This window comes from Paenibacillus sp. Dod16, assembly GCF_049893405.1.
Taxonomy (GTDB): domain Bacteria; phylum Bacillota; class Bacilli; order Paenibacillales; family Paenibacillaceae; genus Paenibacillus_AQ.
This window is the reverse complement of the sequence record NZ_JBNDYG010000035.1, coordinates 1-24,825: the sequence shown is the minus strand read 5'-3', so window position 1 is coordinate 24,825 and position 24,825 is coordinate 1. Positions and strand designations below refer to the sequence as shown.

At 53.2% G+C, this 24,825-nt stretch carries 22 protein-coding genes; 18 read left to right on the top strand and 4 right to left on the bottom strand.

What is annotated here, in order from left to right; translation table 11 throughout:
- Positions 1 to 2: 2 nt before the first annotated feature.
- The 6 genes from ACPV3A_RS24005 (at position 3) to ACPV3A_RS23980 (ending at position 10,022) form a co-directional block, all read left to right on the top strand.
- A complete protein-coding gene (locus ACPV3A_RS24005) occupies positions 3 to 992 on the top strand; it encodes an AAA family ATPase (RefSeq protein WP_071222606.1) in 990 nt (329 codons plus the stop codon).
- On the top strand, positions 989 to 1,936 hold the full coding sequence (locus ACPV3A_RS24000) for a DUF58 domain-containing protein (RefSeq protein ID WP_071222607.1): 948 nt from the start codon (positions 989 to 991) through the stop codon (positions 1,934 to 1,936). The genes ACPV3A_RS24005 and ACPV3A_RS24000 overlap by 4 nt, the downstream gene beginning before the upstream one ends.
- A 260-nt stretch (positions 1,937 to 2,196) precedes the next feature.
- Positions 2,197 to 4,203, top strand: a complete 2,007-nt coding sequence (locus ACPV3A_RS23995) for a vWA domain-containing protein (RefSeq protein WP_426201639.1) — start codon at positions 2,197 to 2,199, stop codon at positions 4,201 to 4,203.
- Positions 4,187 to 7,213, top strand: a complete 3,027-nt coding sequence (locus ACPV3A_RS23990) for a VWA domain-containing protein (protein WP_426201637.1) — start codon at positions 4,187 to 4,189, stop codon at positions 7,211 to 7,213. Before ACPV3A_RS23995 ends, ACPV3A_RS23990 begins: the two co-directional genes overlap by 17 nt.
- Positions 7,214 to 7,581: 368 nt before the next feature.
- The gene (gene tkt / locus ACPV3A_RS23985; RefSeq protein WP_426201635.1) at positions 7,582 to 9,603 is read left to right on the top strand and encodes a transketolase; all 2,022 of its coding nucleotides are present in this window, start codon (positions 7,582 to 7,584) and stop codon (positions 9,601 to 9,603) included.
- Positions 9,604 to 9,704: 101 nt separating this feature from the next.
- Positions 9,705 to 10,022 carry a pyrimidine/purine nucleoside phosphorylase gene (locus ACPV3A_RS23980; protein ID WP_194544389.1) on the top strand — a complete coding sequence of 106 codons (318 nt, stop codon included), beginning with the start codon at positions 9,705 to 9,707 and terminating at the stop codon, positions 10,020 to 10,022.
- 131 nt (positions 10,023 to 10,153) lie between these two features.
- Here the strand turns inward: ACPV3A_RS23980 and ACPV3A_RS23975 are convergent, their stop codons facing one another.
- Together ACPV3A_RS23975 and ACPV3A_RS23970 are read right to left on the bottom strand one after the other, a co-directional pair.
- Positions 10,154 to 11,080 (bottom strand): copper amine oxidase N-terminal domain-containing protein, encoded by a 927-nt coding sequence (locus ACPV3A_RS23975; RefSeq protein ID WP_220684014.1) that lies wholly within the window; start codon positions 11,078 to 11,080, stop codon positions 10,154 to 10,156.
- 169 nt (positions 11,081 to 11,249) lie between these two features.
- Positions 11,250 to 12,146 (bottom strand): NAD(P)-dependent oxidoreductase, encoded by an 897-nt coding sequence (locus ACPV3A_RS23970; protein WP_220684015.1) that lies wholly within the window; start codon positions 12,144 to 12,146, stop codon positions 11,250 to 11,252.
- 196 nt (positions 12,147 to 12,342) lie between these two features.
- On the opposite strand from ACPV3A_RS23970, the gene ACPV3A_RS23965 reads away from it, so the two are divergent.
- The 3 genes from ACPV3A_RS23965 (at position 12,343) to ACPV3A_RS23955 (ending at position 15,037) form a co-directional block, all read left to right on the top strand.
- Positions 12,343 to 13,698, top strand: coding sequence for a glucose-6-phosphate isomerase (locus tag ACPV3A_RS23965; RefSeq protein ID WP_194544386.1), 1,356 nt, complete (start codon positions 12,343 to 12,345; stop codon positions 13,696 to 13,698).
- A gap of 106 nt (positions 13,699 to 13,804) precedes the next feature.
- Positions 13,805 to 14,437, top strand: coding sequence for a YigZ family protein (locus ACPV3A_RS23960; protein ID WP_194544385.1), 633 nt, complete (start codon positions 13,805 to 13,807; stop codon positions 14,435 to 14,437).
- 6 nt (positions 14,438 to 14,443) lie between these two features.
- On the top strand, positions 14,444 to 15,037 hold the full coding sequence (locus ACPV3A_RS23955) for a TetR/AcrR family transcriptional regulator (RefSeq protein ID WP_113061516.1): 594 nt from the start codon (positions 14,444 to 14,446) through the stop codon (positions 15,035 to 15,037).
- A 180-nt stretch (positions 15,038 to 15,217) separates the two neighbouring features.
- Here the strand turns inward: ACPV3A_RS23955 and ACPV3A_RS23950 are convergent, their stop codons facing one another.
- Positions 15,218 to 15,619 (bottom strand): secondary thiamine-phosphate synthase enzyme YjbQ, encoded by a 402-nt coding sequence (locus ACPV3A_RS23950; protein ID WP_220684017.1) that lies wholly within the window; start codon positions 15,617 to 15,619, stop codon positions 15,218 to 15,220.
- Between the two features lie 188 nt (positions 15,620 to 15,807).
- Here ACPV3A_RS23950 and cysT point away from each other — a divergent pair, with 188 nt between their 5' ends.
- The 4 genes from cysT to ACPV3A_RS23930 are packed head-to-tail and all read left to right on the top strand — an operon-like array spanning position 15,808 to position 19,577.
- The gene (cysT, locus tag ACPV3A_RS23945) at positions 15,808 to 16,623 is read left to right on the top strand and encodes a sulfate ABC transporter permease subunit CysT (RefSeq protein WP_071222617.1); all 816 of its coding nucleotides are present in this window, start codon (positions 15,808 to 15,810) and stop codon (positions 16,621 to 16,623) included.
- The gene (locus ACPV3A_RS23940; protein WP_426201632.1) at positions 16,620 to 17,417 is read left to right on the top strand and encodes a sulfate ABC transporter permease subunit; all 798 of its coding nucleotides are present in this window, start codon (positions 16,620 to 16,622) and stop codon (positions 17,415 to 17,417) included. The genes cysT and ACPV3A_RS23940 overlap by 4 nt, the downstream gene beginning before the upstream one ends.
- A gap of 1 nt (position 17,418) precedes the next feature.
- A complete protein-coding gene (locus ACPV3A_RS23935) occupies positions 17,419 to 18,483 on the top strand; it encodes a sulfate/molybdate ABC transporter ATP-binding protein (protein ID WP_071222619.1) in 1,065 nt (354 codons plus the stop codon).
- Positions 18,484 to 18,518: 35 nt separating this feature from the next.
- Complete coding sequence (locus ACPV3A_RS23930) at positions 18,519 to 19,577, top strand: sulfate ABC transporter substrate-binding protein (protein ID WP_194544382.1); 1,059 nt, start codon at positions 18,519 to 18,521, stop codon at positions 19,575 to 19,577.
- Between the two features lie 223 nt (positions 19,578 to 19,800).
- Here the strand turns inward: ACPV3A_RS23930 and ACPV3A_RS23925 are convergent, their stop codons facing one another.
- Complete coding sequence (locus tag ACPV3A_RS23925) at positions 19,801 to 20,367, bottom strand: GNAT family N-acetyltransferase (protein ID WP_426201630.1); 567 nt, start codon at positions 20,365 to 20,367, stop codon at positions 19,801 to 19,803.
- Positions 20,368 to 20,556: 189 nt separating this feature from the next.
- Here ACPV3A_RS23925 and ACPV3A_RS23920 point away from each other — a divergent pair, with 189 nt between their 5' ends.
- From ACPV3A_RS23920 to ACPV3A_RS23900, 5 genes are all read left to right on the top strand, one after another.
- On the top strand, positions 20,557 to 21,837 hold the full coding sequence (locus ACPV3A_RS23920) for a serpin family protein (RefSeq protein ID WP_220684018.1): 1,281 nt from the start codon (positions 20,557 to 20,559) through the stop codon (positions 21,835 to 21,837).
- Positions 21,838 to 21,949: 112 nt separating this feature from the next.
- Positions 21,950 to 22,978 (top strand): TIR domain-containing protein, encoded by a 1,029-nt coding sequence (locus ACPV3A_RS23915; protein WP_113061508.1) that lies wholly within the window; start codon positions 21,950 to 21,952, stop codon positions 22,976 to 22,978.
- Entirely contained in the window at positions 22,975 to 23,211 is a 237-nt protein-coding gene (locus tag ACPV3A_RS23910; RefSeq protein ID WP_071222624.1) for a hypothetical protein, read from the top strand. The genes ACPV3A_RS23915 and ACPV3A_RS23910 overlap by 4 nt, the downstream gene beginning before the upstream one ends.
- Before the next feature lie 194 nt (positions 23,212 to 23,405).
- Positions 23,406 to 24,143: an MBL fold metallo-hydrolase gene (locus ACPV3A_RS23905; protein WP_426201767.1), complete on the top strand. Its 738-nt coding sequence runs from the start codon at positions 23,406 to 23,408 to the stop codon at positions 24,141 to 24,143.
- Positions 24,144 to 24,536: 393 nt separating this feature from the next.
- Entirely contained in the window at positions 24,537 to 24,671 is a 135-nt protein-coding gene (locus ACPV3A_RS23900; protein ID WP_258394733.1) for a hypothetical protein, read from the top strand.
- Positions 24,672 to 24,825: the final 154 nt, after the last annotated feature.

Here is a 24,825-nt window from a genome sequence, read left to right as displayed (position 1 = left end):
CCATGTCGGATATAGCAGTGAGACCACAGGAATGGATGGAGAAAATATCGGGCCTGCGGGAACATATCGGCAAGGTGATTGTCGGGCAGCAGGATGTTGTGGAGCAAATGCTCTGGTGTATCTTTGCAGGAGGGCACGCCCTCCTGGAGGGGATTCCGGGTCTCGGTAAAACGATGCTCGTCCGCACGGTGTCGGAAGCGTTGGAGCTATCCTTTTCCCGCATACAGTTCACGCCGGATTTGATGCCGAGCGATATAACGGGCACCAATATCCTGTCGTTCGGGCAGCATGGGGACACCGGGATGACCTTTCAAAAGGGTCCGCTGTTCAGCAGCATCGTGCTGGCCGACGAGATTAACCGGGCCACGCCCAAAACCCAGAGCGCCTTGCTGGAGGCCATGCAGGAGAAGACCGTCACGGTGGGTGGGGTAACCCACCAGCTGCCCAAACCTTTCTTCGTTCTTGCCACGCAAAACCCGCTGGAAAACGAGGGAACGTATCCATTGCCGGAGGCGCAGCTTGACCGCTTTCTGCTGAAGATCGAAGTGTCGTATCCAAGCGCGGATGAACTGAAGGAAATCGTGAAGCGGACGACGTCCTCCCACGAATTCCAGGTGGAACGGCAAATGACCGGCGACGAGCTGCTGGAAATCCAGCGCGGAGCCCGGGAAGTGCTGGTTGCCGAGGAGATTTTGGACTATGCGGTTCGTCTGCTCATGATGACGCATCCCGAAGAGGCAGCGGCCCCGGAGGCGGTGCGAAAATACGTTCAGTTCGGTTCCGGACCGCGGGGCATTCAATCTATCATATCAGTGAGCAAGGTCCGTGCATTGTGCAGCGGGCGGATGCATGTATCGACAGGGGATATTCGCGCCGTGGCTTTATCTGCGCTGCGCCACCGTTTGTTCCTGAATTTCGAGGGGCAGGCGCTCGGCATTACGACAGACCATGTCATTCAGGAGGTTCTGCAAGCGCTGGAGGCATCCGCGTGAGCGGGGGCGGGCACCTGCTTCCTCCGGAATGGCTTCCGCGTCTGGAGCGGCTGAGCCTGGATGCCAAGCGGCGGGTTGCCGGGACGCTGCAGGGAAAGAGGCGATCCCGCCGGCTCGGATCGTCCCTCGAGTTTGCCGATTATCGAGTGTATGCACCCGGCGATGATGTCCGCAGGTTTGACTGGGGCGTCTATTCTCGTACGGGAAAAGCATTCGTGCGTCAATTCATGGACGAGCAGGAGCTGACGGTCAGTCTATTCGTGGATTGCTCGGCATCGATGGGGGCTGTCATGTCATCGTCATCCGAACCATCTGCTGCAGATCCGGCAGGAACGAAGGAAAGTCCGAAATGGCTGCTCGCACGTCAACTCGCCGCAAGCATCGGCTACATGGCATTGTCCTCTTACGACAGACTGCAGATCGCCTGTTACAGCCGTTCGATTAACGCCCGCCTTCCGATCATGAGAGGAAAGGGCTCGGCCCATCGCCTGTTTTCGTTCCTGCAAGGGGCAGAAACGGGAGGCGAAGGCAGTTTGGGCGCAGCGCTTGCGGTTCCTGGCGCACTCCCCCGGCAGCCGGGGATGACCTGGGTGTTCTCGGATTTTTGGCTCGAGGGCGGCGAGGAGGAGTTGTTCAGGGCGCTTTCCCTTTTATCCGGCACCGGGCAGGAAGTGGTGCTTGTGCATGTGTTGTCGAGGGAAGAACTGGAGCCTAAATTGACCGGCGATTTGCGATTGGTCGACAGCGAAACGATGAGCGGCAAGGAAGTGGCGTTGACGGGTAAAGTGCTCGATGCTTACAAAGAGGAACTGGAGCGGTACCGGACGATGCTGTCCCGCGTGTGCGCGGAGCGGGGGATGTCTTACGTGCTCATTCCGGCGGACATGCCACTTACGGATGCGATGTTCGGGGTGCTTGCGGGAGCTGGGCTGGTTACTGGATAGAGCGGGATCCCATGCAGGGCCCCGTTCCAAGCATCTGCCGAACTTCATACGTATTTGGGTAGCTGATAGACGGGGAACACCGGTGAATACTCACCTATGAAATGCAGGCTTTATGAGCACCTGTCTGTGATCTATTTAGAAGAAACAACAAGAGAATTCATTGAAATAAAACAGGAACAGATGACAGGCCTTCATCCAATGCTTTGAGAAAACGTCCAAGTCGTGTTAGTCAGGGTCCACGGGAGTAAGGAGGGGACACGTTGGGGATTCAATCTTGGCTGAGTCTATGGTTCGGTTTAACGCTGCCGGCCATCGTGCTTATGTATATGTTCAAACGAAAATATGTCGATACAACCGTTCCCAGCCATTTGCTGTGGGAGCGGGTGCTTCGGAACCTGGAGGCCAACAGGCCGTGGCAGAAGCTGCAGAACCGGCTTCTGCTGTGGCTTCAGCTGCTTGCTGCTGCGCTGATGGTCTTCGCACTGATGCAGCCTTTTCTGCAGGTGTCTGGCGGAGGCAGCGCCCACGTGGTCATCGTTGCCGATACCTCGGGCAGCATGAGCGCGCAGATTCAGCCATCGGCTGAAGGCGAAGCCGCATCCAGGCTGCAATGGATGCAGGAACGAATAAAGGAATACGTGAAGAACCAAGGGAGACGGAGCGAAATCACCCTCCTGTCCGTGGGAGCAAGTCCCATGACGCTGGTCTCCCATGAAAGCGACCGCACCGTCATTGATAAGGCTGTGGATGGGCTGCGGCCCTATTACGGCCAGGCATCCTACAGGGAAACCTTATCGCTCGCTTCCGCTCTGACACGGGAAGAGCGTGATGCAGAGGTCGTTATTTTTACGGACAGCTACTGGAAACAGGATACGGCTCCCATAACGTTTCAGGTTCCGGTATCCGTAGAGAAGGTGCAGGGGGAGCTCCCTCTTAACGTGTCCATTGACCAATTCGGCATTTCACCCAAGGGTGAAACAGGTTCATCCTATGGGGCGGTCGCTGTCCTCAGCACGAATGCCAAGGAATCGATGTCGGCTGAAGTGAATCTTTACGGGGATGAACAGCTATTGACCAGCAAGATGCTTGAACTGGAGCCTGGTAAAAAATCAACCGAATCCTTTTCCGATCTGCCGTTTGCGGAAGTGTACCGGCTTGAGTTGTCGCAGGATGACGGATATGCCGCAGACAATCAATCCTTTGCATTCGGTTTGGGTCATGGATCTTCGCGCGTGCTTCTGCTGACTTCGGGCAACTTGTTTCTCGAGAAGGCCTTGCAGCTAAGCGGAGCCGAAGTCACCCGGGTTGCTTTGGACGAGTCCAAAGACAAGACCGTCGAGGACAATGGCAGTGAGGATAAGGAGGCGGGTAAGGGCAGCACAGCTGCGGATGTACCGCCCGTGCCCGAAGGCGAATTTGATCTGCTCGTCATCGACGGGGACGTGCCGGAAGGGTTCAAGCAAGGGAAGTGGGCGGAATTGGCCGCCAAAACGCCGCTATGGACGATCGGCGGAGAAGGTGCCAAAGTCGGCAACCAAGGGGGGCGCGCCGTGCTTTCCAAGCATCCGGTGACCGCCTATGTAACCTTGTCGGGCGTCTATTTTGGCACGCTGGTGGAACAGGCCCCTGCCTGGGGAGAGCCCGTTATAAAGCTGGGGGATCAACCGATCGTCTATGCGGGAAGCGAAAACGGGCGACCGCGCTTGTCGTTTCATTTCCTGCTTCAGGATAGCGATCTTCCATTATCGCCGGAATTCCCGGTCATGGTAAGCAATGCACTGGAGTGGATGACCTCGGGCAAGGGAAGCGGCCTTGGCCGCTATATGGCTGGCGCGCAAGCGGATATACCGATTGCGGCGGATACGGTAGCGGCAAAATGGGTATCTGCGAGCGGTCTTGCTCTTACTGGCGGCATCCCTGCTGCGGAAGCGCTCCGGAATGAGCAAGGGATATCGCCGGTACAGCTTGTGCCGGAATATCCGGGGCTGTACGCTTTTGAACAGCAAAATGAAGCGGGTGAGAAGCTTAGGTTCTGGCTGGCCGTGACGGCGGATCCATACGAGGCGGATTGGAGCAACGATCAGGGGCCGGTCGTAAGTCAAGCGGCTCCGAACTTGGATGAGTCTGAAGCGGGAGAGCATGCCGGGACATCCGGCAGCAACGAAACCGCAAACCGCGCCGGCTCGTTAATGCCATGGCTTGCTGTCTTGGCACTGGCTGTGATCGCAGCAGAATGGGGGGTGTACCAGCGTGGGCGTTCAATTTAGCCAACCATGGTTCCTGCTGCTGTTGATTCCTGCAGGATTATTTCTCTACTATGCATACAAATCGGATTTTCGATTAAACGGCTTTCGGAAGAAACTGGCTTTATTCTTTAGAACCTGCGTCATTCTATTATTGATTCTTATGATTTCGGGTTTGCATGGCTTTACCGTCCTAAGAGATAAACAGGTTGTATATCTGGCTGACCGTTCCGACAGTATGGGGGATTCAGCCCGGATCGCGAGCTGGATTAACGATTCTCTCTCGGCAAAAGGCGAGAAGGATGGCACGGCCGTTGTTTCTACGGGGCTTGAGGGCGCTGTAGAACGGCGGTTAACCTCTGCAGAGAATGCAGGAGCCTCTCTTAATGCGCTGCTGGAGCAGCAGTTTACGGGGCTGGAGTCCGGTCTTCAGCTCGCGGGGAGCCTGTTCGAGGGCAACAGCGATTCCAGAATTGTGTTGATCTCGGACGGGGAAGAGAATGTAGGCAGCATGGCAGCGGCCGGGAGGCTGCTGAAGGACCGGGGCATTGCGGTTGATGTGCTTCCGACGCCGAAGCAGGCCATCCGTGACGTTGCGGTGGAGGAGCTGAAGGTGCCGGATAAGCTGTATCAAGCGGAGTCTTTCTATGTGGAGGTTATGATCCGCAGCACGTTTAAGACCTCCGGTGAGCTGCGCATTTATGAGGACAACCGTGAGATCGGCCGGGAACGCGTGGACGTCACCCCGGGCGAGAACCGGTATGCCGTGAAAGGCCTGGCCAAGAGTCCGGGACTTCATCGTTACCGTGCCGAAATCTTCATGGACGGGGATGAAGCGTCCGCCAATAATGCAGCGTTCGATTTCACCCGGGTGGAAGGTCCGCCGAACGTACTGATCGTGGAAGGAACCCCGGGAACGTCGGGGAATATCACGGCAGCCCTCGAGTCCGGCATGATCGGCACCGAGGTGATTCCGCCGGAACTGCTCCCGCTGGAAGCGGCCAAGTATGCCGTATACGACAGCATCATCTTTAATAACGTTTCGGGCAGTGACGTCGGCGGCAAGCAGATGGAGCTGATCGAGCAGGCGGTCCGAAGCTTTGGCATCGGGTTTATGATGGCGGGCGGCGAGGACAGCTTCGGGATGGGCGGATATTTTAAAACCCCGATCGAAAAGGCGCTGCCGGTCTCCATGGAGCTGGAAGGCAAGCGGGAGATTCCATCTCTGGGCCTCATACTCGTCATCGACCGATCGGGGAGCATGGACGGCAACAAAATCGAATTGGCCAAGGAATCGGCGATGCGAACGGTGGAGCTGCTGAGAGCCAAGGATACGGTCGGCGTTGTCGCCTTTGACGATCAGCCGTGGTGGGTCGTTCCGCCGCAGAAGCTCGGGGACAAGGAAGAGGTGCTCAGCAGCATCCAGTCGATTCCGAGCGCAGGCGGGACCAACATCTATCCTGCCGTTTCCTCGGCGCTTGAGGAAATGCTGAAGATTAAAACCCAGCGCAGACATATCATTCTGATGACCGACGGGCAGTCCGCCATGAATTCCGGTTATCAGGATCTGACCGATACGATGGTGGAGAACAAAATTACGATGTCTTCGGTGGCGGTCGGGATGGATGCCGATACCAACCTGCTTCAATCCTTGGCGGATGCGGCCAAAGGCCGGTATTACTTCGTTGAGGATGAAACGACGCTGCCGGCGGTATTCAGCCGGGAGGCCGTCATGCTGGCCAAATCCTATATCGTGGATAAACCCTTTGTCCCGGCCGTTCAGAACCCGGCCGATTGGGCGAGTCTGTTCCAGCAGGGCGTTCCGGGGCTGTATGGTTATGTAGCGACAACGCCGAAGTCTTCCGCCCAGACGATTCTGTCGAGCCCGGAGCCGGACCCGATCCTGTCACGATGGCAGTACGGATCCGGACGAACGGTGGCATGGACGAGCGATTTAAGCGGAAAGTGGTCCAAGGAATGGGTATCGTGGTCCGGCTTTGCCAACACGTTGACTGAAATCGTGAAGTGGACATTCCCGCAGTTTACGTCGTCGCCCTATGAAGTGACTACCGAGACGGCCGGCAACCAAGTAAAGGTCCAAGTTATGGCAGAGGGCGAGAGTCCGCCGGAGAAGCTGAATGCGGTGATCGGGGACGATGAAGCCGGCGAGCAGACGGTAGAGCTCATTCAGGAGGCGCCCGGCCGTTATACCGGACTCGTCAACGTATCCAAGCCGGGAGCCTTCCTCATGTCCCTTGAGGATGCCAGCGGGGAAGAGCCGCTGCAAGCCGCGCCGGGCACCGGTTTTGTTGTGCCGTATTCGCCGGAATACCGGCTATCTTCCGGCAGCGGCGAGGAAGCCATGAAGCGGCTGGCCGAGATAACCGGGGGCCGCGTGCTATCCTGGGATAACCCGGCCGAAGTGTTCGACCGGCAGGCGACCTCGCGGATGAATCTCCATGATTGGAGTTATCCGCTGCTGGTGGCGGCCCTGCTGCTGTGGGTCGCCGACATCGCCGTGCGGCGCCTGGCTCTGCCATGGGGCGCCATCGGCGCTAGGCTGGCCGCCCTGCTCCGCAGGCGGCCTGCACCTGCCGGCGAGGCCGCGCGTGACGCCGGCCTCGAGCGGCTGGCGGCGCGCAAAGCCCGCGCCGCCCAGTTCTACGGCGGCAGCTCCGCGAAGCCGCCGCCGCAGGCCCCGCCCGCGCGCGAACGCAGCGGCGCGGGCCAGGGCGCCGGGGGCGGGAACCCCGCCCCGGCACCTAGCGCAGCTCCGGCAGGGGGCCGAAAGGCCCCGCCGGAGGCGCGCGATTCGCAGCGGGTGAATGCCCCGCTGCGGGAAGAGCGGCCGGCGCAGGCGAAGCCGGCCGCAAGCCAGGGCGCGCGCAAGGGAAGCGCGCCCACGCCACCCCCGCCCCCGCCGCCGAAGGCGCAGGGGGACGGCAGCGGCCGGCCCGGGGAGACCGGGCCGGCTCCGGAAGGAGGCTCCTCCATGGATCGCCTCCTCAAAGCCAAAAAACGCGGCACGCGCTGATGTGCCGCCTCACGCTTCGGCCTAAGCTGTATAATGTGCAGCTTCGGCCGAAGCTTTTTTAATTGTCGAATGAAGTAACTTTTTCCATGCCGCCGATGTCCGTAAAATCGTTTAACGGATGTCGAATCCGGTTATAACCGGACTATTAAGGGAAATAATGCAAGGGGGATGTCGTTCGCCCTGGCGGCTTTTACACAACTTTGACAATTACGTTATGGAAATGAAAGACGTGTGGTGATACAATAAGAGTCAAAATGATATTCTCAACATTCCTAACTGCTCTAATACCATGTGGATTGGGGCTGGAGGGACGTAAGAAGCCTTCATTTTCGAAGCTTACTATGGAAAAGATTTGAGGAGGACGAATCATGACAACTGAACATAACCAAACGATCGACAACCTGTCCATCGCAACGATCCGGACACTGGCGATCGACGCGATCGAAAAAGCCAACTCCGGTCATCCGGGCATGCCGATGGGGTCTGCACCTATGGGCTACCAACTGTTCGCGAAGACGATGAATCATAACCCGGACCAGCCGGCGTGGATTAACCGCGACCGTTTTGTCTTGTCTGCAGGCCATGGCTCCATGCTGCTCTACAGCCTGCTTCACCTGAGCGGGTATGACTTGTCCATTGAGGATCTCAAGCAGTTCCGTCAATGGGGAAGCAAAACCCCGGGTCACCCGGAATTCGGCCACACGGCCGGCGTAGATGCAACGACAGGTCCGCTTGGACAAGGCGTGGCTATGGCTGTAGGTATGGCAATGGCTGAAGCTCATTTGGGCGCGACTTACAATAAAGACGGCTTCAACGTAGTGGATCACTATACGTATGCGATTTGCGGCGACGGTGACATGATGGAGGGCGTGGCTTCCGAGGCAGCTTCCCTGGCAGGTCATTTGAAGCTTGGCAAATTGATCATGTTGTACGATTCCAACGATATCTCCCTTGACGGCGAGCTCAGCCTGGCATTCTCCGAGAACGTAGCGAAGCGCTTTGATGCTTATGGCTGGCAAGTGCTGCGCGTAGAAGACGGTAACGATTTGCCTGCGATCGAGAAAGCGATCGAGGAAGCGAAAGCCGATACGAACCGTCCGACGCTGATCGAAGTGAAGACCGTCATTGGTTACGGCAGCCCGAACAAACAAGGTAAAGGCGGCCATGGCGGTACGCACGGTTCTCCGCTTGGAGCTGATGAAGCGAAGCTGACCAAGGATTTCTATAATTGGGTATATGAAGAGGATTTCTATGTGCCTGAGGAAGTGCGCGAGCATTTCGGCAAAGTGAAAGAGCGCGGAATTGCAGCTTATCAAGCTTGGGTTGATCAATTTGCGAAATACAAAGAAGCTTATCCTGAGCTGGCGGCGCAATTCGAGCGCGGTGAATCCGGCGAATTGGCTGAAGGATGGGACAAAGACCTTCCGAAATACAGCACGGATGACAAAGCGGTTTCCACTCGCGTGGCTTCCGGTAAAGCGCTGAACGGGTTGACTGCAGGCGTACCGCAGCTGCTCGGCGGATCGGCTGACCTGGAAAGCTCCACTATGACACACTTGAACGACCTGGCCTCTTTCACAGCGAACAGCTACGAAGGCCGTAACGTGTATTATGGTGTTCGTGAATTCGCAATGGCCGGTGCCATGAACGGTATCGCTCTCCATGGCGGACTGAAGATTTTCGGCGGTACGTTCTTCGTATTTACGGATTATCTGCGTCCGGCTGTACGTCTGGCTGCGATCATGAAGCTGCCGGTTACGTATGTACTGACTCATGACAGCATCGCTGTCGGTGAAGACGGTCCTACGCATGAACCGATTGAACAATTGGCTTCCCTGCGCATCATTCCAGGCTTGACGGTGATCCGTCCTGCGGATGCCAACGAAACTTCCGCGGCATGGGCTTATGCGGTTGAGAACACAGACCGTCCGGTAGCGTTGGTGCTGACTCGTCAGAATCTTCCGATCCTTGCAGGCACGGCGGATCATGCACGTGAAGGCATCAAACGCGGCGCTTATGTTGTAGCCGACGCGAAGGATGGCAACGTGCAAGCTCAAATCATTGCAACGGGTTCCGAGGTTCAGCTTGCCGTTAAAGCGCAAGCAGCGTTGGCTGAAGAAGGAATCGCCGTACGCGTCATCAGCATGCCGAGCTGGGATCTGTTCGACAGCCAGGATCAGGCATACAAAGATTCCGTGCTGCTTCCTGACGTAAAAGCCCGTCTGGCTATTGAAATGGCACATCCGTTCGGATGGGAGCGTTATGTCGGAGACAAAGGCGACATTCTGGGCATCAACACATTTGGCGCTTCGGCTCCTGGCGACCGCGTCATTGCCGAGTACGGATTTACCGTTGAGAACGTGGTTAGCCGCGTAAAAGGCTTGCTGTAATGCAAGCGGATCTAACTCCATATTGATTTTCCGGCACCCGCATTATGCGGGTGCCGTCCATATATCAAGCCATAACTATGTTGGAGGAGGAGAGTTTGTCCATGTCACAATTTAAGAATGCTACCGTTACAAAGGCAGCCAACGTGTACTATGAGGGAAAGGTAACCAGCCGTACGGTGCTGCTGGAGAATGGCGAGAAGGTAACGCTCGGCATCATGCTTCCGGGAAGCTATGAATTCGGAACGGATGGCCCTGAGATTATGGAAATTTTGTCGGGCGATTTGCGTGTCCTGCTGCCTGGAGAGCAGGAGTGGTTAGAGATTCAAGGGGCTGCAACCTTTAACGTTCCGGGCAATTCAAGCTTTAAGCTGGAAATCCGCACCGTGACGGATTATTGCTGCTCTTATCCAACCATGTAATAGATGAAATGCCGCATGTGATGTCGTGTCCGTAAATACACAACAAAAAGGCTCAAAGCCGTTGGCTTTGAACCCTTATTGTCAATGTCGGATATCAACGCATGCCGTTAACGTTGGTTGCTATAATGGACTTATTCCTCCGGGATCGTCACGATCTCGCCTTTATATCCGGGAGCCCGGTTATCAAGCTCTACGTATCCTTCGCTCCATTCCTGATTACGGTCGAGCAGCCGGTAGCTGGTGACGCCGGAAGGATAACGGAATACGAATCGGGCTACAGTCCAGTTTCTGGCATCCGGCTGCTTACCGATCTCGGCTTGAATCGGGGGCAGGAAGAACAGGTTCTGATTCGCAGCCGCTTTGGCGGAGTAATCCAGCTTGCCCTGCCATTTCAAATATTTGACGCCGCCCTGGATTTCGTAATATTCGGCGATGTCGTTATCGACCAGGAAGAAGCGATTGGATTCGCCTTTTGGAAAATAATAATCCACGCCCTGCATTTCCACAGGGAGCATTTCCAGCTCAGGTTTCTGCAGTTGGGATGAATAAGGCAGCTTGGCAGCAGCATTCCTGGCGGTGGCCAGATCGGAGCTCTTTAAGTCAGCGAGCATAGCGGCATCTGCTTTATTGATATAAGCCGTCTTGAGAGAACCGTTCCAGTTGATGTCGGCATCAAAAGCTTGGGCTACGGCCCTCAGGGGAATCATGGTCTTGCCTTTATGGAGCAGCGGGGCTGCAGGCAGCGTCTTCTGAACTCCGTTCACTTCCATGCGGTTGCTTCCCGCCGTGAGAATCACCGTTCGGTGGTCACCCTGAATCGTCACCTGTTTCTTGCTGTTGTCGTACTTCATGACGTAGTTACCCAGAGGTTTGAGATCGGTTAGGGTAACAAAGGTGGAGCCCTGCTTGACCAGCACTTCGCCGCTCGCGGTAACATTGTTAATCGAAGCGGTAGGTTTGGCTGCGGCAGAAGCCGGTGATGCAGCTGTTACTGAAGATAGTACAGTGGTTAATAGCGCAGTGGCTGTCACTGCTTTTAAACCTGTGGTCCATTTCATGTTGTATATTCCTCCCTTTGCATAGTAGACGAAATGAAATGCAAAAAGTTTCTTCTGGAGGGGGAAATCATGAATTTGACCAAAAAAATGGCTCCTTCCTCCTGGTCCGGATGATCCGAAAACCAGTATGAAAGGAGCCAGTATAAGGCAAAGCATGGCTTAGCTGGTATTACTGCTGCTGTTCGCCGATTTTCTGGCCGATCCAGGCTTCATAACATTTCACGACAGCGGAAAGATCCTCTTCGCCATAACCTTCGCTGGCACCGGCTTGGAACAGGCTCTTGGCCAGATTCAGCATAGGGGAAGGCATTCCGATGCCATCGGTGAGTGAGGAGGCCAGCTTAAGGTCCTTGAGCATGAGCGCAAGCGAGAACTGGTTGCTGAAGTCGCCCTCGATAATTTTGCGTCCCTTCAGCTCTGCCGCTTTGCTGCCGGCTGATCCCAGCTGCACGAGCTCCAGGAAATTGTCAGCGGGAATGCCTGATTTCGCGGCGATGGCAAAGCCTTCGGCAAGCGCCAGATTGTTAATGCCCACGATGGTATTATGCGCAAGCTTCGCGACAGCGCCGCTTCCGTTAGGTCCCATGTGGATGACTTTTTTGCCCAGGGTGTCAAACACGTCTGCATGAGCTTCGATGACCGCGGCATCGCCGCCAACCATGAACACCAAGGTTCCATCTATCGCTGCAGGCTTGCTGCCGGTTACCGGGGCATCCAGGAAGGAAGCGCCCAGACCGGTTACGGCGGAAGCGATTTCCTTGACAAGGCTCTCGGAGATCGTGCTGCAGTCAATGACGGTCATCCCGCTCGTCAGGGAGCCAAGCAGGCCATTCTCACCATAGAATACATCCCGGATGGATTGGTCGTTGCTTACCATTGTAATAACAAGATCTTGTCCTTCAGCCGCTTCACGAGGCGTCTCCGCAATGGAGGCTCCCTGTTCGGCGAGCGGACGGCATTTTTCGTGGGTGCGGTTATACACGGTCACATCGTAATCCTGCTTCAGCAGATTGGAGGCCATGGGAGCGCCCATGGTGCCCAGTCCGATAAACCCGATTTTTTTCATAGCTATATCACCTTCGATTATGGATTCCTGATCCACTCTATCTTAGCATGGGTCCCTGAAACGAAGCCAGCGTTTGTGAGGAATGGAAGCGCAAGGGAGATCCGCGCATGAAGAATAGATGACAGTTGGCCCGCGAAGCTTGCGGTCTTTATTAAATTAAAGTATCCTATTTCTAAATTCACAGGAGGTTTAAGGCATGTCTAAAAAAATCAAGTTTGATTACAGTAAAGCACTGACTTTTGTCAATCAGCACGAAGTTGATTATTTCGCTGAGCCGATCCGCACAGCTCATGAACAGTTACATAACGGTACGGGAGCCGGCTCCGATTATCTGGGCTGGATCGACCTGCCGACGCAGTATGATAAAGAAGAATTCTCGCGCATCCAGAAAGCGGCTGCCAAAATCCAAAGCGATTCGGACGTTTTGATCGTTATCGGAATCGGAGGCTCCTACCTCGGGGCACGCGCGGCCATCGAAATGCTCTCGCACTCGTTCTATAATGAGCTGTCGAAGGACCAGCGCAAGACACCGGAAATCTATTTTGCGGGCAACAACATCAGCTCCACCTATGTGACTCACCTGCTTCAATTGATTGAAGGCAAGGACTTCTCCGTCAACGTCATCTCCAAATCCGGCACAACGACAGAGCCGGCTATCGCATTCCGTATTTTCCGTGCGGAATTGGAGAAGAAATACGGCAAGGAAGAAGCTCGCAAACGCATTTATGCTACGACGGATCAAGCGAAGGGCGCCCTTAAGAAGCTGGCTACCGAGGAAGGCTACGAGTCCTTTATCATCCCTGACGATGTGGGCGGACGTTATTCCGTGCTGACAGCGGTCGGTCTGCTTCCGATTGCTACGGCAGGCATCAACATTGAAGAAATGATGCAAGGCGCGGCTGACGCATCCAAGGAATACAGCAGCCCGAACGTAGCCGAGAACGAAGCTTACCAATATGCGGCGGTTCGTAACGCGCTATACCGTAAAGGCAAAGGCATCGAGATCCTCGTGAACTACGAGCCTTCCCTGCATTTTGTATCCGAATGGTGGAAGCAGCTTTACGGCGAGAGTGAAGGCAAGGATTACAAGGGGATTTACCCGGCATCCGTCGATTTCTCTACCGATCTGCACTCCATGGGTCAATTTATCCAGGAAGGCAGCCGCAACATCTTCGAAACGGTTATTCAGGTGGAGAACGTATCCGAGCATATTACGATCGAATCGGATCCGGACGATCTGGACGGCTTGAACTTCCTGACCGGGAAAACATTGGATTTTGTTAACAAAAAGGCCTTCCAAGGCACGATGCTGGCCCATACAGACGGACAAGTTCCGAATTTGATTGTGACAATTCCAGATTTCACTCCCTATTCGTTCGGATATCTGGTATACTTTTTCGAAAAGGCCTGCGGTATCAGCGGCTATCTGTTGGGTGTCAACCCGTTTGACCAACCGGGCGTAGAGGCGTACAAGAAAAATATGTTCGCATTGCTCGGCAAACCTGGGTATGAGAAAGAGAAGGCCGAATTGGAAGCTAGACTTTCCGAATAACCTGACACTTTCATTGGATTAGACGTAAGACGCTGAAGGAAGCAGTCCGCTGGCATATCATTGCCGTGGACTGCTTTCTTGGCAATATAGAGGTGGTTGTAGTTTCATGCTGGATCGTTACAAAACGGTACGTCAGGCGGGCTCCAAAGAGATCGTCATCAAGAAATCGCGTTTCATCGGGCATGTGATGCCGGTTGAAACCGAAGAGGAAGCCGTCGCTTTTATTGAAGAGATCAAGAAAAAACATTGGAATGCTACCCATAACTGTTCCGCTTATATGATCGGCGAGCGGGATGAGATTCAGAAGCAATCGGACGACGGGGAACCGAGCGGAACGGCTGGTAAGCCAATTCTCGAGGTGATCCGCAATCAGGGGCGGAAGAATGTAGCCATTGTGGTCACGCGTTATTTTGGCGGCATTATGCTGGGTGCGGGCGGATTGATCCGGGCGTACACCGACGGAGCCGTGGCTGCGATGGAGTCAGGCGATCCGATTACAAGGGTTCTTCATCGGGAGATTTTCGTGGAGCTGGATTATACCTGGCTGGGTAAAGTGGAGAACGAGCTACGCAACCGAGGCGTTCGTATGGGAGAGACAAACTTTGCCGACACGGTGACCTTGACCTGCTTGCCGCTCGATGGTGATGCGGAGAGCTTTATGTCTTGGATGGTGGATTTGACACAGGGGCAGTCCCTGATCACAGAGGGAGAGCGGCTTTATTTTATTGAAGGGGAATAAAATAATATGGCAAGAAGAGCAGTCGAACGCGAGTTGTCGAGAGAGCGGATACTGGAAGCAGCCAGGCATTTGTTCATAACCAAAGGATACAGGGCCATATCGATGCGAAGCATCGGGCAGCATCTGGGTTATAGCCACGGCTCCTTGTATTATCATTTTAAGGAAAAGGCGGAGCTTTTCTACGCCATTGTCATGAAGGACTTTAATGATCTAAGTGATTTGCTGTTGGAAGTCTCGGGAAAGCCTCCCTGTGACGGGGTATCGAAGCTGGAGCAGCTGATGCTGGAATTCGTTCGTTTCGGTCTGGATAATCCTTACCAGTACGAAATCATGTTCATGATTCGGGACGAAGAGCTGCTGTCCTACTGTCGCTCTGAGCAGGGACGCTGTTTTGAAATGTTTGCTATGCTGGTCCGTCAGTATTTGCTTGAGGAGAATTACAGTGAGGAAGAACGGCGAACCGTTCCGTTGACTTTGTTTTTGTCGCTGCATGGATTTATATCGTATTATATTCAGGACAGAATTGGTTTTGATGAGATTAAACCAGCCGCTCTTACCCATATCAAAGTGTTATGCCGGAGTTTGTACAGCAGGGTCTGATGTTTAAATACGGTCAAAACGTGCAGCTTGATGCTTCAATCCGTTACAACGATCTAGCGTTGAAACGTCAATCACTTAATGAATAAAACACAGACAGGTCCACGCCCCCTAGCATGTGCCTGTCTGCTTTTTGTGCTGTTATACATACGCTGGCGTCAACATAACATCTTATTTAAGGGATTATCCTTCCATGATCTTCACATGATACTGGCGCTGCCTCGGTCCGTCGAATTCGCAGAAATAAATGCCCTGCCAACGTCCGAGGAGCAGGTGCCCGTTCTGAATGATCACGGTCTGGGAAGGGCCGCAGGTGATCGATTTGAGGTGGGAAGCGGTGTTGCCCTCCGCATGGCGATACTTGGGATGATTCCAAGGATAGACCTCATCGAGCGACATCAGGATGTCCCGTTTCACATCAGGATCCGCATTCTCATTGATGGCAATCCCCGCCGTCGTATGCGGGCAATAGATCAGGACCGTTCCCTGCTGGACCCCGCTTTGTTTCACGTAGGAGTGGATCTCCCTTGTAATATCCCTCATCTCATCGCGACCTTGCGTTTCCAATTCACCGGTATACAGCATGTAGAATACCTCCTCATTTTTTACCATTTCTTTTATTTTACCCGATAAAGTGCAAAAGATGGATTGACGATGGGATTCCGCTTTTGGTAAAGTATGTGTAAAGAAAACCAAGTATACAAATAGGAAATATAAAGATGGTTTGCGAAAGTGTCGACCGGAATGCCATCCGGAGGCGGGAGGGATACGAGATGACAACATGGATTCGTCATAAAGGTTGGACTTGGGGATTTCGAAGTACCGTACTGCTTTATTTTCTTGCCTTGATCGTACTGCCGATCTTTGGGGTATATGTGCAATCATTCTCTGCAGGATGGAGTCATTTTACGGAGAGCATTATGGATCCGATCGCGTGGAAGGCTGTGCTGCTTACCATCAAGCTGGGCGTCATCTCTACTTTCATCAACGTGCTTATCGGAACGATGATTGCATGGGTGCTTATACGATATAAGTTTCCGGGAAGGACGCTGCTGAACAGTCTGGTCGACCTGCCCTTTGCACTGCCGACAGCCGTTGGCGGTCTGATGATATTACTGCTGCTGGGCCCCGGGAGCTTTCTCGGTGGTTTGGCAGAGAAATTGGGTTTTGAAATTGTGTTCCACCAGCCCGCGATTGTGATAGCGATGATGTTTGTCACGTTTCCGTTTGTCATCCGTGCGGTTCAGCCGCTGCTGGAGGAGCTCGACCCGCTGGAGGAAGAAGCGGCATATACGATGGGAGCTTCCAGGACGAGAACTTTTTTTAAAGTCATCCTCCCGTCGATGCTGCCCGGGATTATCAGCGGAGGAATGCTGGCATTCTCAAGGGCATTAGCCGAATTCGGGGCCGTTGTCTTGGTGGCTGGCAACATTCCGGGAAGAACACTGATTGCCTCGGTTTTTATTTTTGGTGAGGTCGAGAGCGATAATCCTGCTGGAGCGGCTGCGGTATCTATTCTGCTCCTTACCCTCTCTTTTATCATCCTCTGGGTGATCAATGCCGTACAGCAGAGGGGGAGACGAGTTTGAGACGTCTGTGGATCGGACTTACGTACGCCGTATTTATTATTCTGTTAATCATCCCCCTGTCCCGAATTGCGATCGGTGCGTTTGATAAAGGGCTGAGCGGGTTTGCCGAAGGTTTGTTCAGGCCGGAAGCCTTGCATGCCCTGATGATGACGGGGCTTATAGTGGTATTCGTTACGTTCTTCAATGCGTTGTTTGGCATCATGATGGCGTTGTACCTGGTACGGGCGAATTGGCTGAGCCGAAAGATCAAGGGCATTCTGAACAGCATTGTCGATTTGCCCTATGCGGTATCGCCGGTCATTGGCGGTTTGATGATTGTACTGCTGCTCGGACCCGACAACATCATCGGCGGTTTTTTTGAAGGGATCGGGTTTAAAGTGGTATATGCTTTCCCGGGTATGGTAATCGCCACACTGTTCGTCACGTTTCCGCTCATGGTTCGTGAGGTCATGCCTGTATTGCAGGAAATTGGAAATGATCAGGAACAGGCGGCAGCGACGCTGGGGGCTTACGAATGGACAACGTTCCGAAAGGTAACATGGCCTTCCATCCGGTGGGCTGTCGTATATGGACTGGTACTCACGGTGGCCCGTTCATTGGGCGAGTTTGGTGCGGTGCTGGTGGTGTCCGGTAATATCATGAATAAAACTCAGACGGCGACAACGTTAGTATATCAGGATGTGGAGAATTTTAACGTGGCTGCGGCGAATGGCGTCGCATTGGTATTGGCTGCCTTCTCGGTAGGACTCTTGCTGCTGATGGAATGGGCCAAAAAAAGAAAGGATGTGCATTGATATGCATGTGGAGGTTCGCGATCTGAACAAGCATTTTGGTACGTTTCATGCCGTCAAGGATGTCAGCTTCGAGATTGAGAAGGGACATCTGATTGGACTTCTGGGGCCCAGCGGAGGCGGCAAAACCTCCATCCTGCGCATGCTGGCCGGGCTTGAGAATCCGGACTCCGGGCAAATCTCTTTTCATGGCCAAGTGGTTAATGATCTGCCGCCGCAGGAGCGCGGAATTGGCTTTGTATTCCAGAATTATGCCTTGTTTAAGCATATGACCGTGTTTGATAACATCGCTTTCGGCTTGAAGGTGAAGAAGACTCCCAAGGCCATAATCAAGGACCGGGTTATGGAATTGGTGGAGCTGACCGGCTTAAAAGGTTTCGAGAGCCGCTATCCGCACCAGTTATCGGGCGGACAGCGTCAGCGAGTAGCCTTTGCCAGAGCGCTGGCGCCCGAACCGCAGCTGCTTTTATTGGATGAACCGTTTGCTGCCATCGATGCGAAGATCCGCCAGGAGCTGCGCTCCTGGCTTCGCGAGCTGATCGAGCGGGTCGGCATTACGTCGATTTTTGTTACGCATGACCAGGATGAGGCGATTGAAGTCGCGGATGAAATTATGATTATTAATCAGGGGCGCGTGGAGCAGAAGGGAACGCCTTGGGATATTTACAAGGAGCCGAAGACGCCGTTTGTCGCTTCATTCATAGGCGAATCCACCGTGATTTCGAGCGCGGCCGAGCTGAAGGGATTTGAGGCAGCGGCTAACAAGAATGCGACGCGTGCGCTGATTCGTCCGGAATATATCGAGATTGGAAGCAAGCATGATTTCAGCGTGTTGTCCGCAACGGAGACGGGGATCGTCCGTCATCTGCATTTCCGCGGCAGCGAATGGCTGGTGGAGGTGGAGGTTAAGGGACATAAGCTGATCACCTACCGTTCACTGGAGAAGGAAACGCTGTACCCGGGTCAAGAGGTCCGGGTTCTCGTTCACCGGGCTTATCTCTTTAATGAAGAGCACAGCTGGATCGAGGAGAATCGATTGAAGGTCGACCCGATGCCAATTATGATCTGATGGTTCTAAATATCCGAAGGGAAGTGGATTCATTCATGCGGATCTTAAATATGAAACGCACCTCATTCCTGCTGGTTGGCATGGCGCTTCTCTTCAGTTTTTTTATGGCAGGATGCGCCAGTGATTCGCCGGATCGCGAAGAAGTGATATCCCGAGCGGGAGAGAGAACGATCGTTCTGGGCGCGTACAGCGTGGCCAGAGATGCCCTGTCCGAGATCATCCCTGCTTTTCAAGCGCAGTGGAAGGAGCAGACGGGAGAAACCATTCGGTTTCAGGAATCCTACGAGGCTTCCGGAACACAAGCTCGTGCCATCACGGGCGGATTTGAGGCCGACGTAACGCTGCTTGCCATGGAAGGGGATGTCGACAAGCTGGTTCGGGAAGGGCTTGTGGACCCGGAGTGGAAATCTCAGCCGTATAACGGCATGGTGACACGATCGATTGTCGTTCTCGGCACGCGCGAGGGAAATCCGAAAGGAATACGGGATTTTGACGATCTGACCCGATCGGACGTCAAGGTGCTGTATCCGAATCCGAAGACCTCGGGCGGCGCCCAGTGGGACATTAACGCGATCTACGGCGCGGGGCTGAAACTATCGGAAGAGAACGGAAAGCGTGATCCTGCCGAAGCGAAAGCCTTCCTTGAAGCGGTTCACCGCAATGTGGAATCGCTCGATAAAAGCGGGCGGGCTTCCATGGCGGCTTTTGAATACGGGGTCGGCGACGTGATCGTCACGTATGAGAACGAGCTGCTCGCCCGGATTGCTCAAGGCGTCCAATATGATATCGTTGTGCCGCAGCACACGATGCTGATCGAGAATCCGGCTGCAGTCGTCGAGCGTTTCGCTGAAAAACACGGCACGCTGGATGTATCGGCAGCTTTCGTAGAGTACTTGCGCACGCCGGAGGCGCAGAGCATATTCGTGAAGTATGGGTTCCGTCCAGTTGAAGAATCGGTGTATGAACAGACGAAGGATCAGTTTTCCAACCCGCCGGGGTTATTCGATATCGAGTATCTGGGTGGATGGGATCAGGTGCGCGAGACGCTGTATTCCAAGCGCGGAGTCTGGTATCAGGTGCTGGCCGGTCTATGATGCTCGCGGCAAACGGGAGCGATTGAGGGTTCATGAGGGTCAGTCGCGTGCTGAGCTGCGTTTCGTACATGGTCCGTCGATCAAAAAAGACAAAAAAGCGAGCCGTCCAGGATCTCCTGGCCGGCTCTTATTTGTATATATAGAACATTAAGCGATGATCTGAATAACGCCTCATGTACTGGAAGTTTTCCATGTAAACGGATGGTGCCGTACAATCCTTGCCCTACACGCTCAATTTCCGCGCTTCCCATTCTTCGCGCAGAATGCCCATGCGAATGGAATCGTAGTAAACGCCCTCGTAATATCTGCACTTTCGCATACGGCCTTCGAGCTGCATGCCAACCTTCTCCGCGCAGCGCATCATTCTCGGATTGCCGGACCAGGTGGTGATGCCGACACGAGCGATGGTGAGATTTTGAAACAGGCATTCCACCCATAGCGACAGCGCTTCCGTGCCGTATCCGCCGCTCCAATGGCTCGGATCGTAAATCAGGATGCCCGCTTCCAGCCAGCGTGAGGCTTCATGCTCCCAATAGAACGTGACGATGCCAATCGTCTTTCCCTCTGCTTCGATGAGCAAATCACTCGGAAATTGATCGGTTTCGAAGTCGGCGTTCCACTGCGTTTCAAATATTTCGTAGGAAATCTGCTTGAGCGGGAAATAAGGAGCGTCGTATTTTTTCCATTCCGGATTCTTCGTGCCATAGATCAGATTATATAGAACCGGGGTATCCTCGGGTTTCCTGGATCTTAGCGTCACATTGCTGCCTTCAAGGCGAATTTTTTGCATATGTAGAAATTCCTTTCGCTCTGTATTCTGTACATGCTTAAGTACGGTCCGGGTTCTCTACATTGTAACGGTGAACAAGTTGGTTGCCAACTAAATTTGGATAAATGATCCTTTATATGAAACATTAGGTGACGCCATTCCGTCAATAGCAGATAGACAAAGAATTTGAGATTGAAGGGGGACAAGGATATGCGAAAAAGGATGATATTCTCGGGCCTATGTTTACTTATGGGGCTTACCGCTTGCGTTCAGGGCAGCGATATCCAGTCAGGGGAACCGCAAGCCATGGTGGATAAGCTGCCCAAAGTGAAGGAATTGTCGGCTGAGGAACGTAAAGAGGTATTGACCAAGATTGATACCGGCATGGTGGAAGCGCAGAATGATTTTGGCTTACGATTGCATCAGGCGTTAGCGAATAACCCGGAGTACAAAAGTGATAATCTGATTATTTCCCCGTATAGCGTTACGCAAGCTTTGGCACTGGCCTATAACGGGACAGCGGGCGGTACGGCCGCCGAGATGTCCGACGTACTTGGTTGGAAGGGCATGAATGTGGCTGATATCAACGATGGGAACCGCCAGCTGCGATCATTGCTGGAGAACGGGGGAGGCGTCGTGCTGAATGTGGCCAATTCCGTTTGGCACCAGCCAGGCCTTGAGATGAAGAAGACGTATTTGCAGGCCGTTAAGGATAGCTATCGTGCTGAAGTTAAGGAGGCCGACTTGTTGCATGCCGATGCAATGGATGCCATAAATCGGTGGGTGAACGACAAGACGAGCGGCATGATTCCTTCGATATATGATAAGCCTCCGGGCGGCGTTGCGGTTCTGATCAATGCCATTTATTTTAACGGCGGGTGGACGGACGAATTTGATCCGGCGAATACCGTGGATGAAGAATTCACGCTTTCTGACGGCACCACTCAAAAAATTCCGATGATGAAGCGGGAAGGACGATACGGTTACAAAGAAGGGGAGTCCTGGCAGGCGATCCGCATTCCTTATGGAGATGGCCGCATGCATATGCTGGTCATCTTGCCGAAGGAATCCTCATCCATGGATGAGCTGCAGCAGCAGCTGTGGAAGGATGCGTCCGTCTGGAAAGGTGATTTCCCGCATGAGACCATCCAGCTTGGGCTGCCCAAATTCAAGGTGGAACAGACCTTCGAGCTCCCGAATGCGCTTCAAAGTTTGGGGATGATTCAGGCATTCGACAGCGATGCAGCTGATTTTAGCGCCATGGCAGCCGATGGAGAGAAATTTTGGATTGATAAGATAAAACACAAAACCGTAGTTGATGTCAGCGAAAAGGGAACAGAGGCTGCTGCAATTACAGCAGTCGGGATCGAGACAACTGCTGCTCTGACCTCCCAGCCGATCGTCATGAATGTTGACCGCCCTTTTTTCTTTGCCATTGAAGATCGGGACACCGGCACATGGTTATTTATGGGGTCTGTTTTGAAACCTTAGCATATACTATACCAACATGCGCCTGCCATAATTTTCACCCAAAAATAGGCAACTTTGTTATAATGGTCGAATAAGACTAAAATGTATAACAAAGGGAGAATAGGATGTGCCTATGACCATACCGAAGCCGAATTTATTCATAGGTTCTTCCAGAGAGGCCATCAAGTATGCAAGGGCGATCCACGAACAGCTCAAACGGTCCGCCCAAGTGACACCTTGGTACGGCGGAACGTTCGGGGCGAACCTGTATACGATGGAAGCTTTGGAGAAGCAGCTGGCGTCCAGTGATTTTGGTGTGTTCGTCTTTTCTCCGGATGATGTGGCACTCATTCGAGGCAAACATGTATTTGTTACCCGCGACAACACGCTATTCGAGATGGGACTGTATTGGGGAAGGCTCGGGCGGCGAAGGGTGTACTGCATCATCCCGGATCAGGTGGAGGCAGACAGCAGTTCCGTTCAAGACGTGATCGTTAAGGATTACCATCTACTCTCCGACCTGCAGGGCTTAACGCTGCTCGAATATGAACTGCGAAGCGATGACGATTACAAATCAGCCGTCGATGTCGCTTGCGGGCATATACTGAGCGCGATCGAAACCGAAGGGTTCTACAACAACCCGAGCACCGTGATTGAACAGAAGGATGCGGAGCTGAGGCGCAAGCAAAGCGTGCTGCATTTTTTCTGGGAATATAACCGAAATGTGCATGTGAGTGATGAAGCGGAAAAATATCATGCACTGAGTGAAGCTGTCCGAAATTCCTTGCTCCCGCCGGCTGCAGGGGATTTCAGGGTGACCGGGGCCGCCTTCTGGGGCCGAAGAGATGAAGGCATTGCCCAAATTGGGGGTAATGTAGGTAGAGGACGGTATTTCCCGTTCGATGGGAGTAAGGAACATTCGCCAAGTAACCAGTCGATTTACGTGATAGATGTCTATAATAGTGGAAAATGGGCATTTTATCACGAAGAGGAAGTTGCGCAGGTGTATGTGTTCTGCTATCCTTTAGGTGTAAATCATGTATTGTCCGTGCATTTTACGGGACATGAGATTCTTACGGATGAAGATCTCGCGGAGGTTGTAGAACAGAATCGTGAGCTGCTTCGTACCATCAGGCATTTAGTTGGAGGGGATTCGTCGTGAGCAGGAATGAGAAGAAGAGAACGTCAGGTCATCCGCAGGGGTCCGCCAATGGCAGCAGCTGGGTGGTTCGGGGACCCGTACCGATGATGAGTACGCTGAAATCCCGGAAGCGCTCGGTTAGACGCCCAAGCAAGAACAGTGTATATGTTGGTCCTTCTGTGGAAGGTGTAGATAAGAAATACGTCAAGGTCATCAGCGGAGCTGTTGACGATAATAAGCCCTCATTTGCTTAATGAATTGCTATGATACCGTTTAAGACGAAATGACGAAAGACCGTTCGGGATGATCCGGGCGGTCTTTGTTTTTTCTTCGTGCGCTTATACAATATAGGGACAAGGTTTACGCAAACAAGAACAAATCTATAAACACAAATGGGGGATGTCGTGTGAGCGGGGATACATTGACTTTTTTGGGAACGGGAGATGCCATGGGCGTTCCGCGGGTATATTGCGATTGTGAGGTATGCACGGAAGCCCGGAATACGGGGAACAATCGGCGCTTGCGCTCTGCCGTTATGGTGGAGTGCGATGAAACGTCCTTCATGATCGATTGCGGTCCGGATTGGCGCTCCATGATGGAGGGGCGGGGAAAGCGGAAGATGAGCGATATGCTGATTACACACGCCCATTTTGATCATATCGGCGGTCTTCCGGAATGGAGCGATGCCTGCAGATGGCAGAGGGAAAAGGGACGGTTATACGCCCCTGCCGAGGTGCTGGAGCAGATTGTAAGGCAGTATCCATGGCTCCCGCGACAGATGGAGATGACGCCAGTCGATGATGGATTTTCACTGGGCGGCTGGGAGATTTCCTGCTGGAAGGTAAACCATGGACAGAACGGATATTCTTATGCATACCGGTTTCAGAAGGACGGGTACATCTGGGTATACAATTCCGACTCGATTAATCTGAGCCCTGCGGAAAAGGAACCGCTGAATGGCGTGGATTTGCTGGTCCTCGGAACCAGCTTTGTTCATGAAACCGCCAAATTTGAGACGCGCTCCGTCTATGACATGAAGGAAGCGGCAGAGCTGCTCGCCGAGGTGAAGCCTCGCCAAACGGTGTATACCCATATGTCTCATGACGTCGACGTTCGGAAGGAGCTGCCTCTTCCGGAGGAAGTCCGCGTGGCGAGGACAGGGATGACCGTGAGTCTAAGCAAGTGAAAAAAATATGATGGACTCGATACGGATGCATACAGCGCCGATTACAATGCAACCTGGGCTAAAGATGTGAACTTGGCTAGATAGGCACTGGGAGAGATCCAAAAGACAGCTAATAACATTATCCGCGAGATCGATCACTTGAACAGAGAACGTATCCAGGAAGTTATTAAAGAGAAATCATTCCTGGTATGGATGTAGTTATAGAAGTAGCCGTAGGGTTCTATGAAACGAGACGAGCCAAAGGTCCGCGATAAGTCCAATGTAGTTGAACTCCCAAAAACTAATCCAGGGCCAGAACTAGAAAGATAAATACCCTGATTATGGTATAATAGAGAAGACAAAGTAACCGGTGGGATGTTGACACGGCGAAGCTACCCGAAAGGGGGCGACGCTGTGTCACTTGATCTTTTGGTGAAGATTCTGGATGTGCTACTAAAAGTGGTTGGTATTTTTGCTGGCCTGAAGACTTTGCATGGTAGCGGAAAACAGAAGAAAACACGTAAAGACAAGAAAAACCACCGGCGATGAACTGCACCCCAATTGTTAGACACCATCTAACATTGGAGGTGCAGTTTTTTCTATGGCTAATTTTAGTTCGGACGAAAAATTACAAGCAGTTATGCGTTATCAAAATGGATCAGAAAGCATGAAATCCATGAAATCGATTGCGAAATCACTAGGA

Coding starts and splice junctions, on each gene's coding strand:
- ACPV3A_RS24005 (WP_071222606.1), top strand. CDS start 3: ATGTCGGATATAGCAGTGAGACCACAGGAATGGATGGAGAAAATATCG.
- tkt (WP_426201635.1), top strand. CDS start 7,582: ATGACAACTGAACATAACCAAACGATCGACAACCTGTCCATCGCAACG.
- ACPV3A_RS23980 (WP_194544389.1), top strand. CDS start 9,705: ATGTCACAATTTAAGAATGCTACCGTTACAAAGGCAGCCAACGTGTAC.
- ACPV3A_RS23975 (WP_220684014.1), bottom strand. CDS start 11,080: ATGAAATGGACCACAGGTTTAAAAGCAGTGACAGCCACTGCGCTATTA.
- ACPV3A_RS23970 (WP_220684015.1), bottom strand. CDS start 12,146: ATGAAAAAAATCGGGTTTATCGGACTGGGCACCATGGGCGCTCCCATG.
- ACPV3A_RS23965 (WP_194544386.1), top strand. CDS start 12,343: ATGTCTAAAAAAATCAAGTTTGATTACAGTAAAGCACTGACTTTTGTC.
- ACPV3A_RS23960 (WP_194544385.1), top strand. CDS start 13,805: ATGCTGGATCGTTACAAAACGGTACGTCAGGCGGGCTCCAAAGAGATC.
- ACPV3A_RS23955 (WP_113061516.1), top strand. CDS start 14,444: ATGGCAAGAAGAGCAGTCGAACGCGAGTTGTCGAGAGAGCGGATACTG.
- ACPV3A_RS23950 (WP_220684017.1), bottom strand. CDS start 15,619: ATGCTGTATACCGGTGAATTGGAAACGCAAGGTCGCGATGAGATGAGG.
- cysT (WP_071222617.1), top strand. CDS start 15,808: ATGACAACATGGATTCGTCATAAAGGTTGGACTTGGGGATTTCGAAGT.
- ACPV3A_RS23935 (WP_071222619.1), top strand. CDS start 17,419: ATGCATGTGGAGGTTCGCGATCTGAACAAGCATTTTGGTACGTTTCAT.
- ACPV3A_RS23930 (WP_194544382.1), top strand. CDS start 18,519: ATGCGGATCTTAAATATGAAACGCACCTCATTCCTGCTGGTTGGCATG.
- ACPV3A_RS23925 (WP_426201630.1), bottom strand. CDS start 20,367: ATGCAAAAAATTCGCCTTGAAGGCAGCAATGTGACGCTAAGATCCAGG.
- ACPV3A_RS23920 (WP_220684018.1), top strand. CDS start 20,557: ATGCGAAAAAGGATGATATTCTCGGGCCTATGTTTACTTATGGGGCTT.
- ACPV3A_RS23915 (WP_113061508.1), top strand. CDS start 21,950: ATGACCATACCGAAGCCGAATTTATTCATAGGTTCTTCCAGAGAGGCC.
- ACPV3A_RS23905 (WP_426201767.1), top strand. CDS start 23,406: ATGGGCGTTCCGCGGGTATATTGCGATTGTGAGGTATGCACGGAAGCC.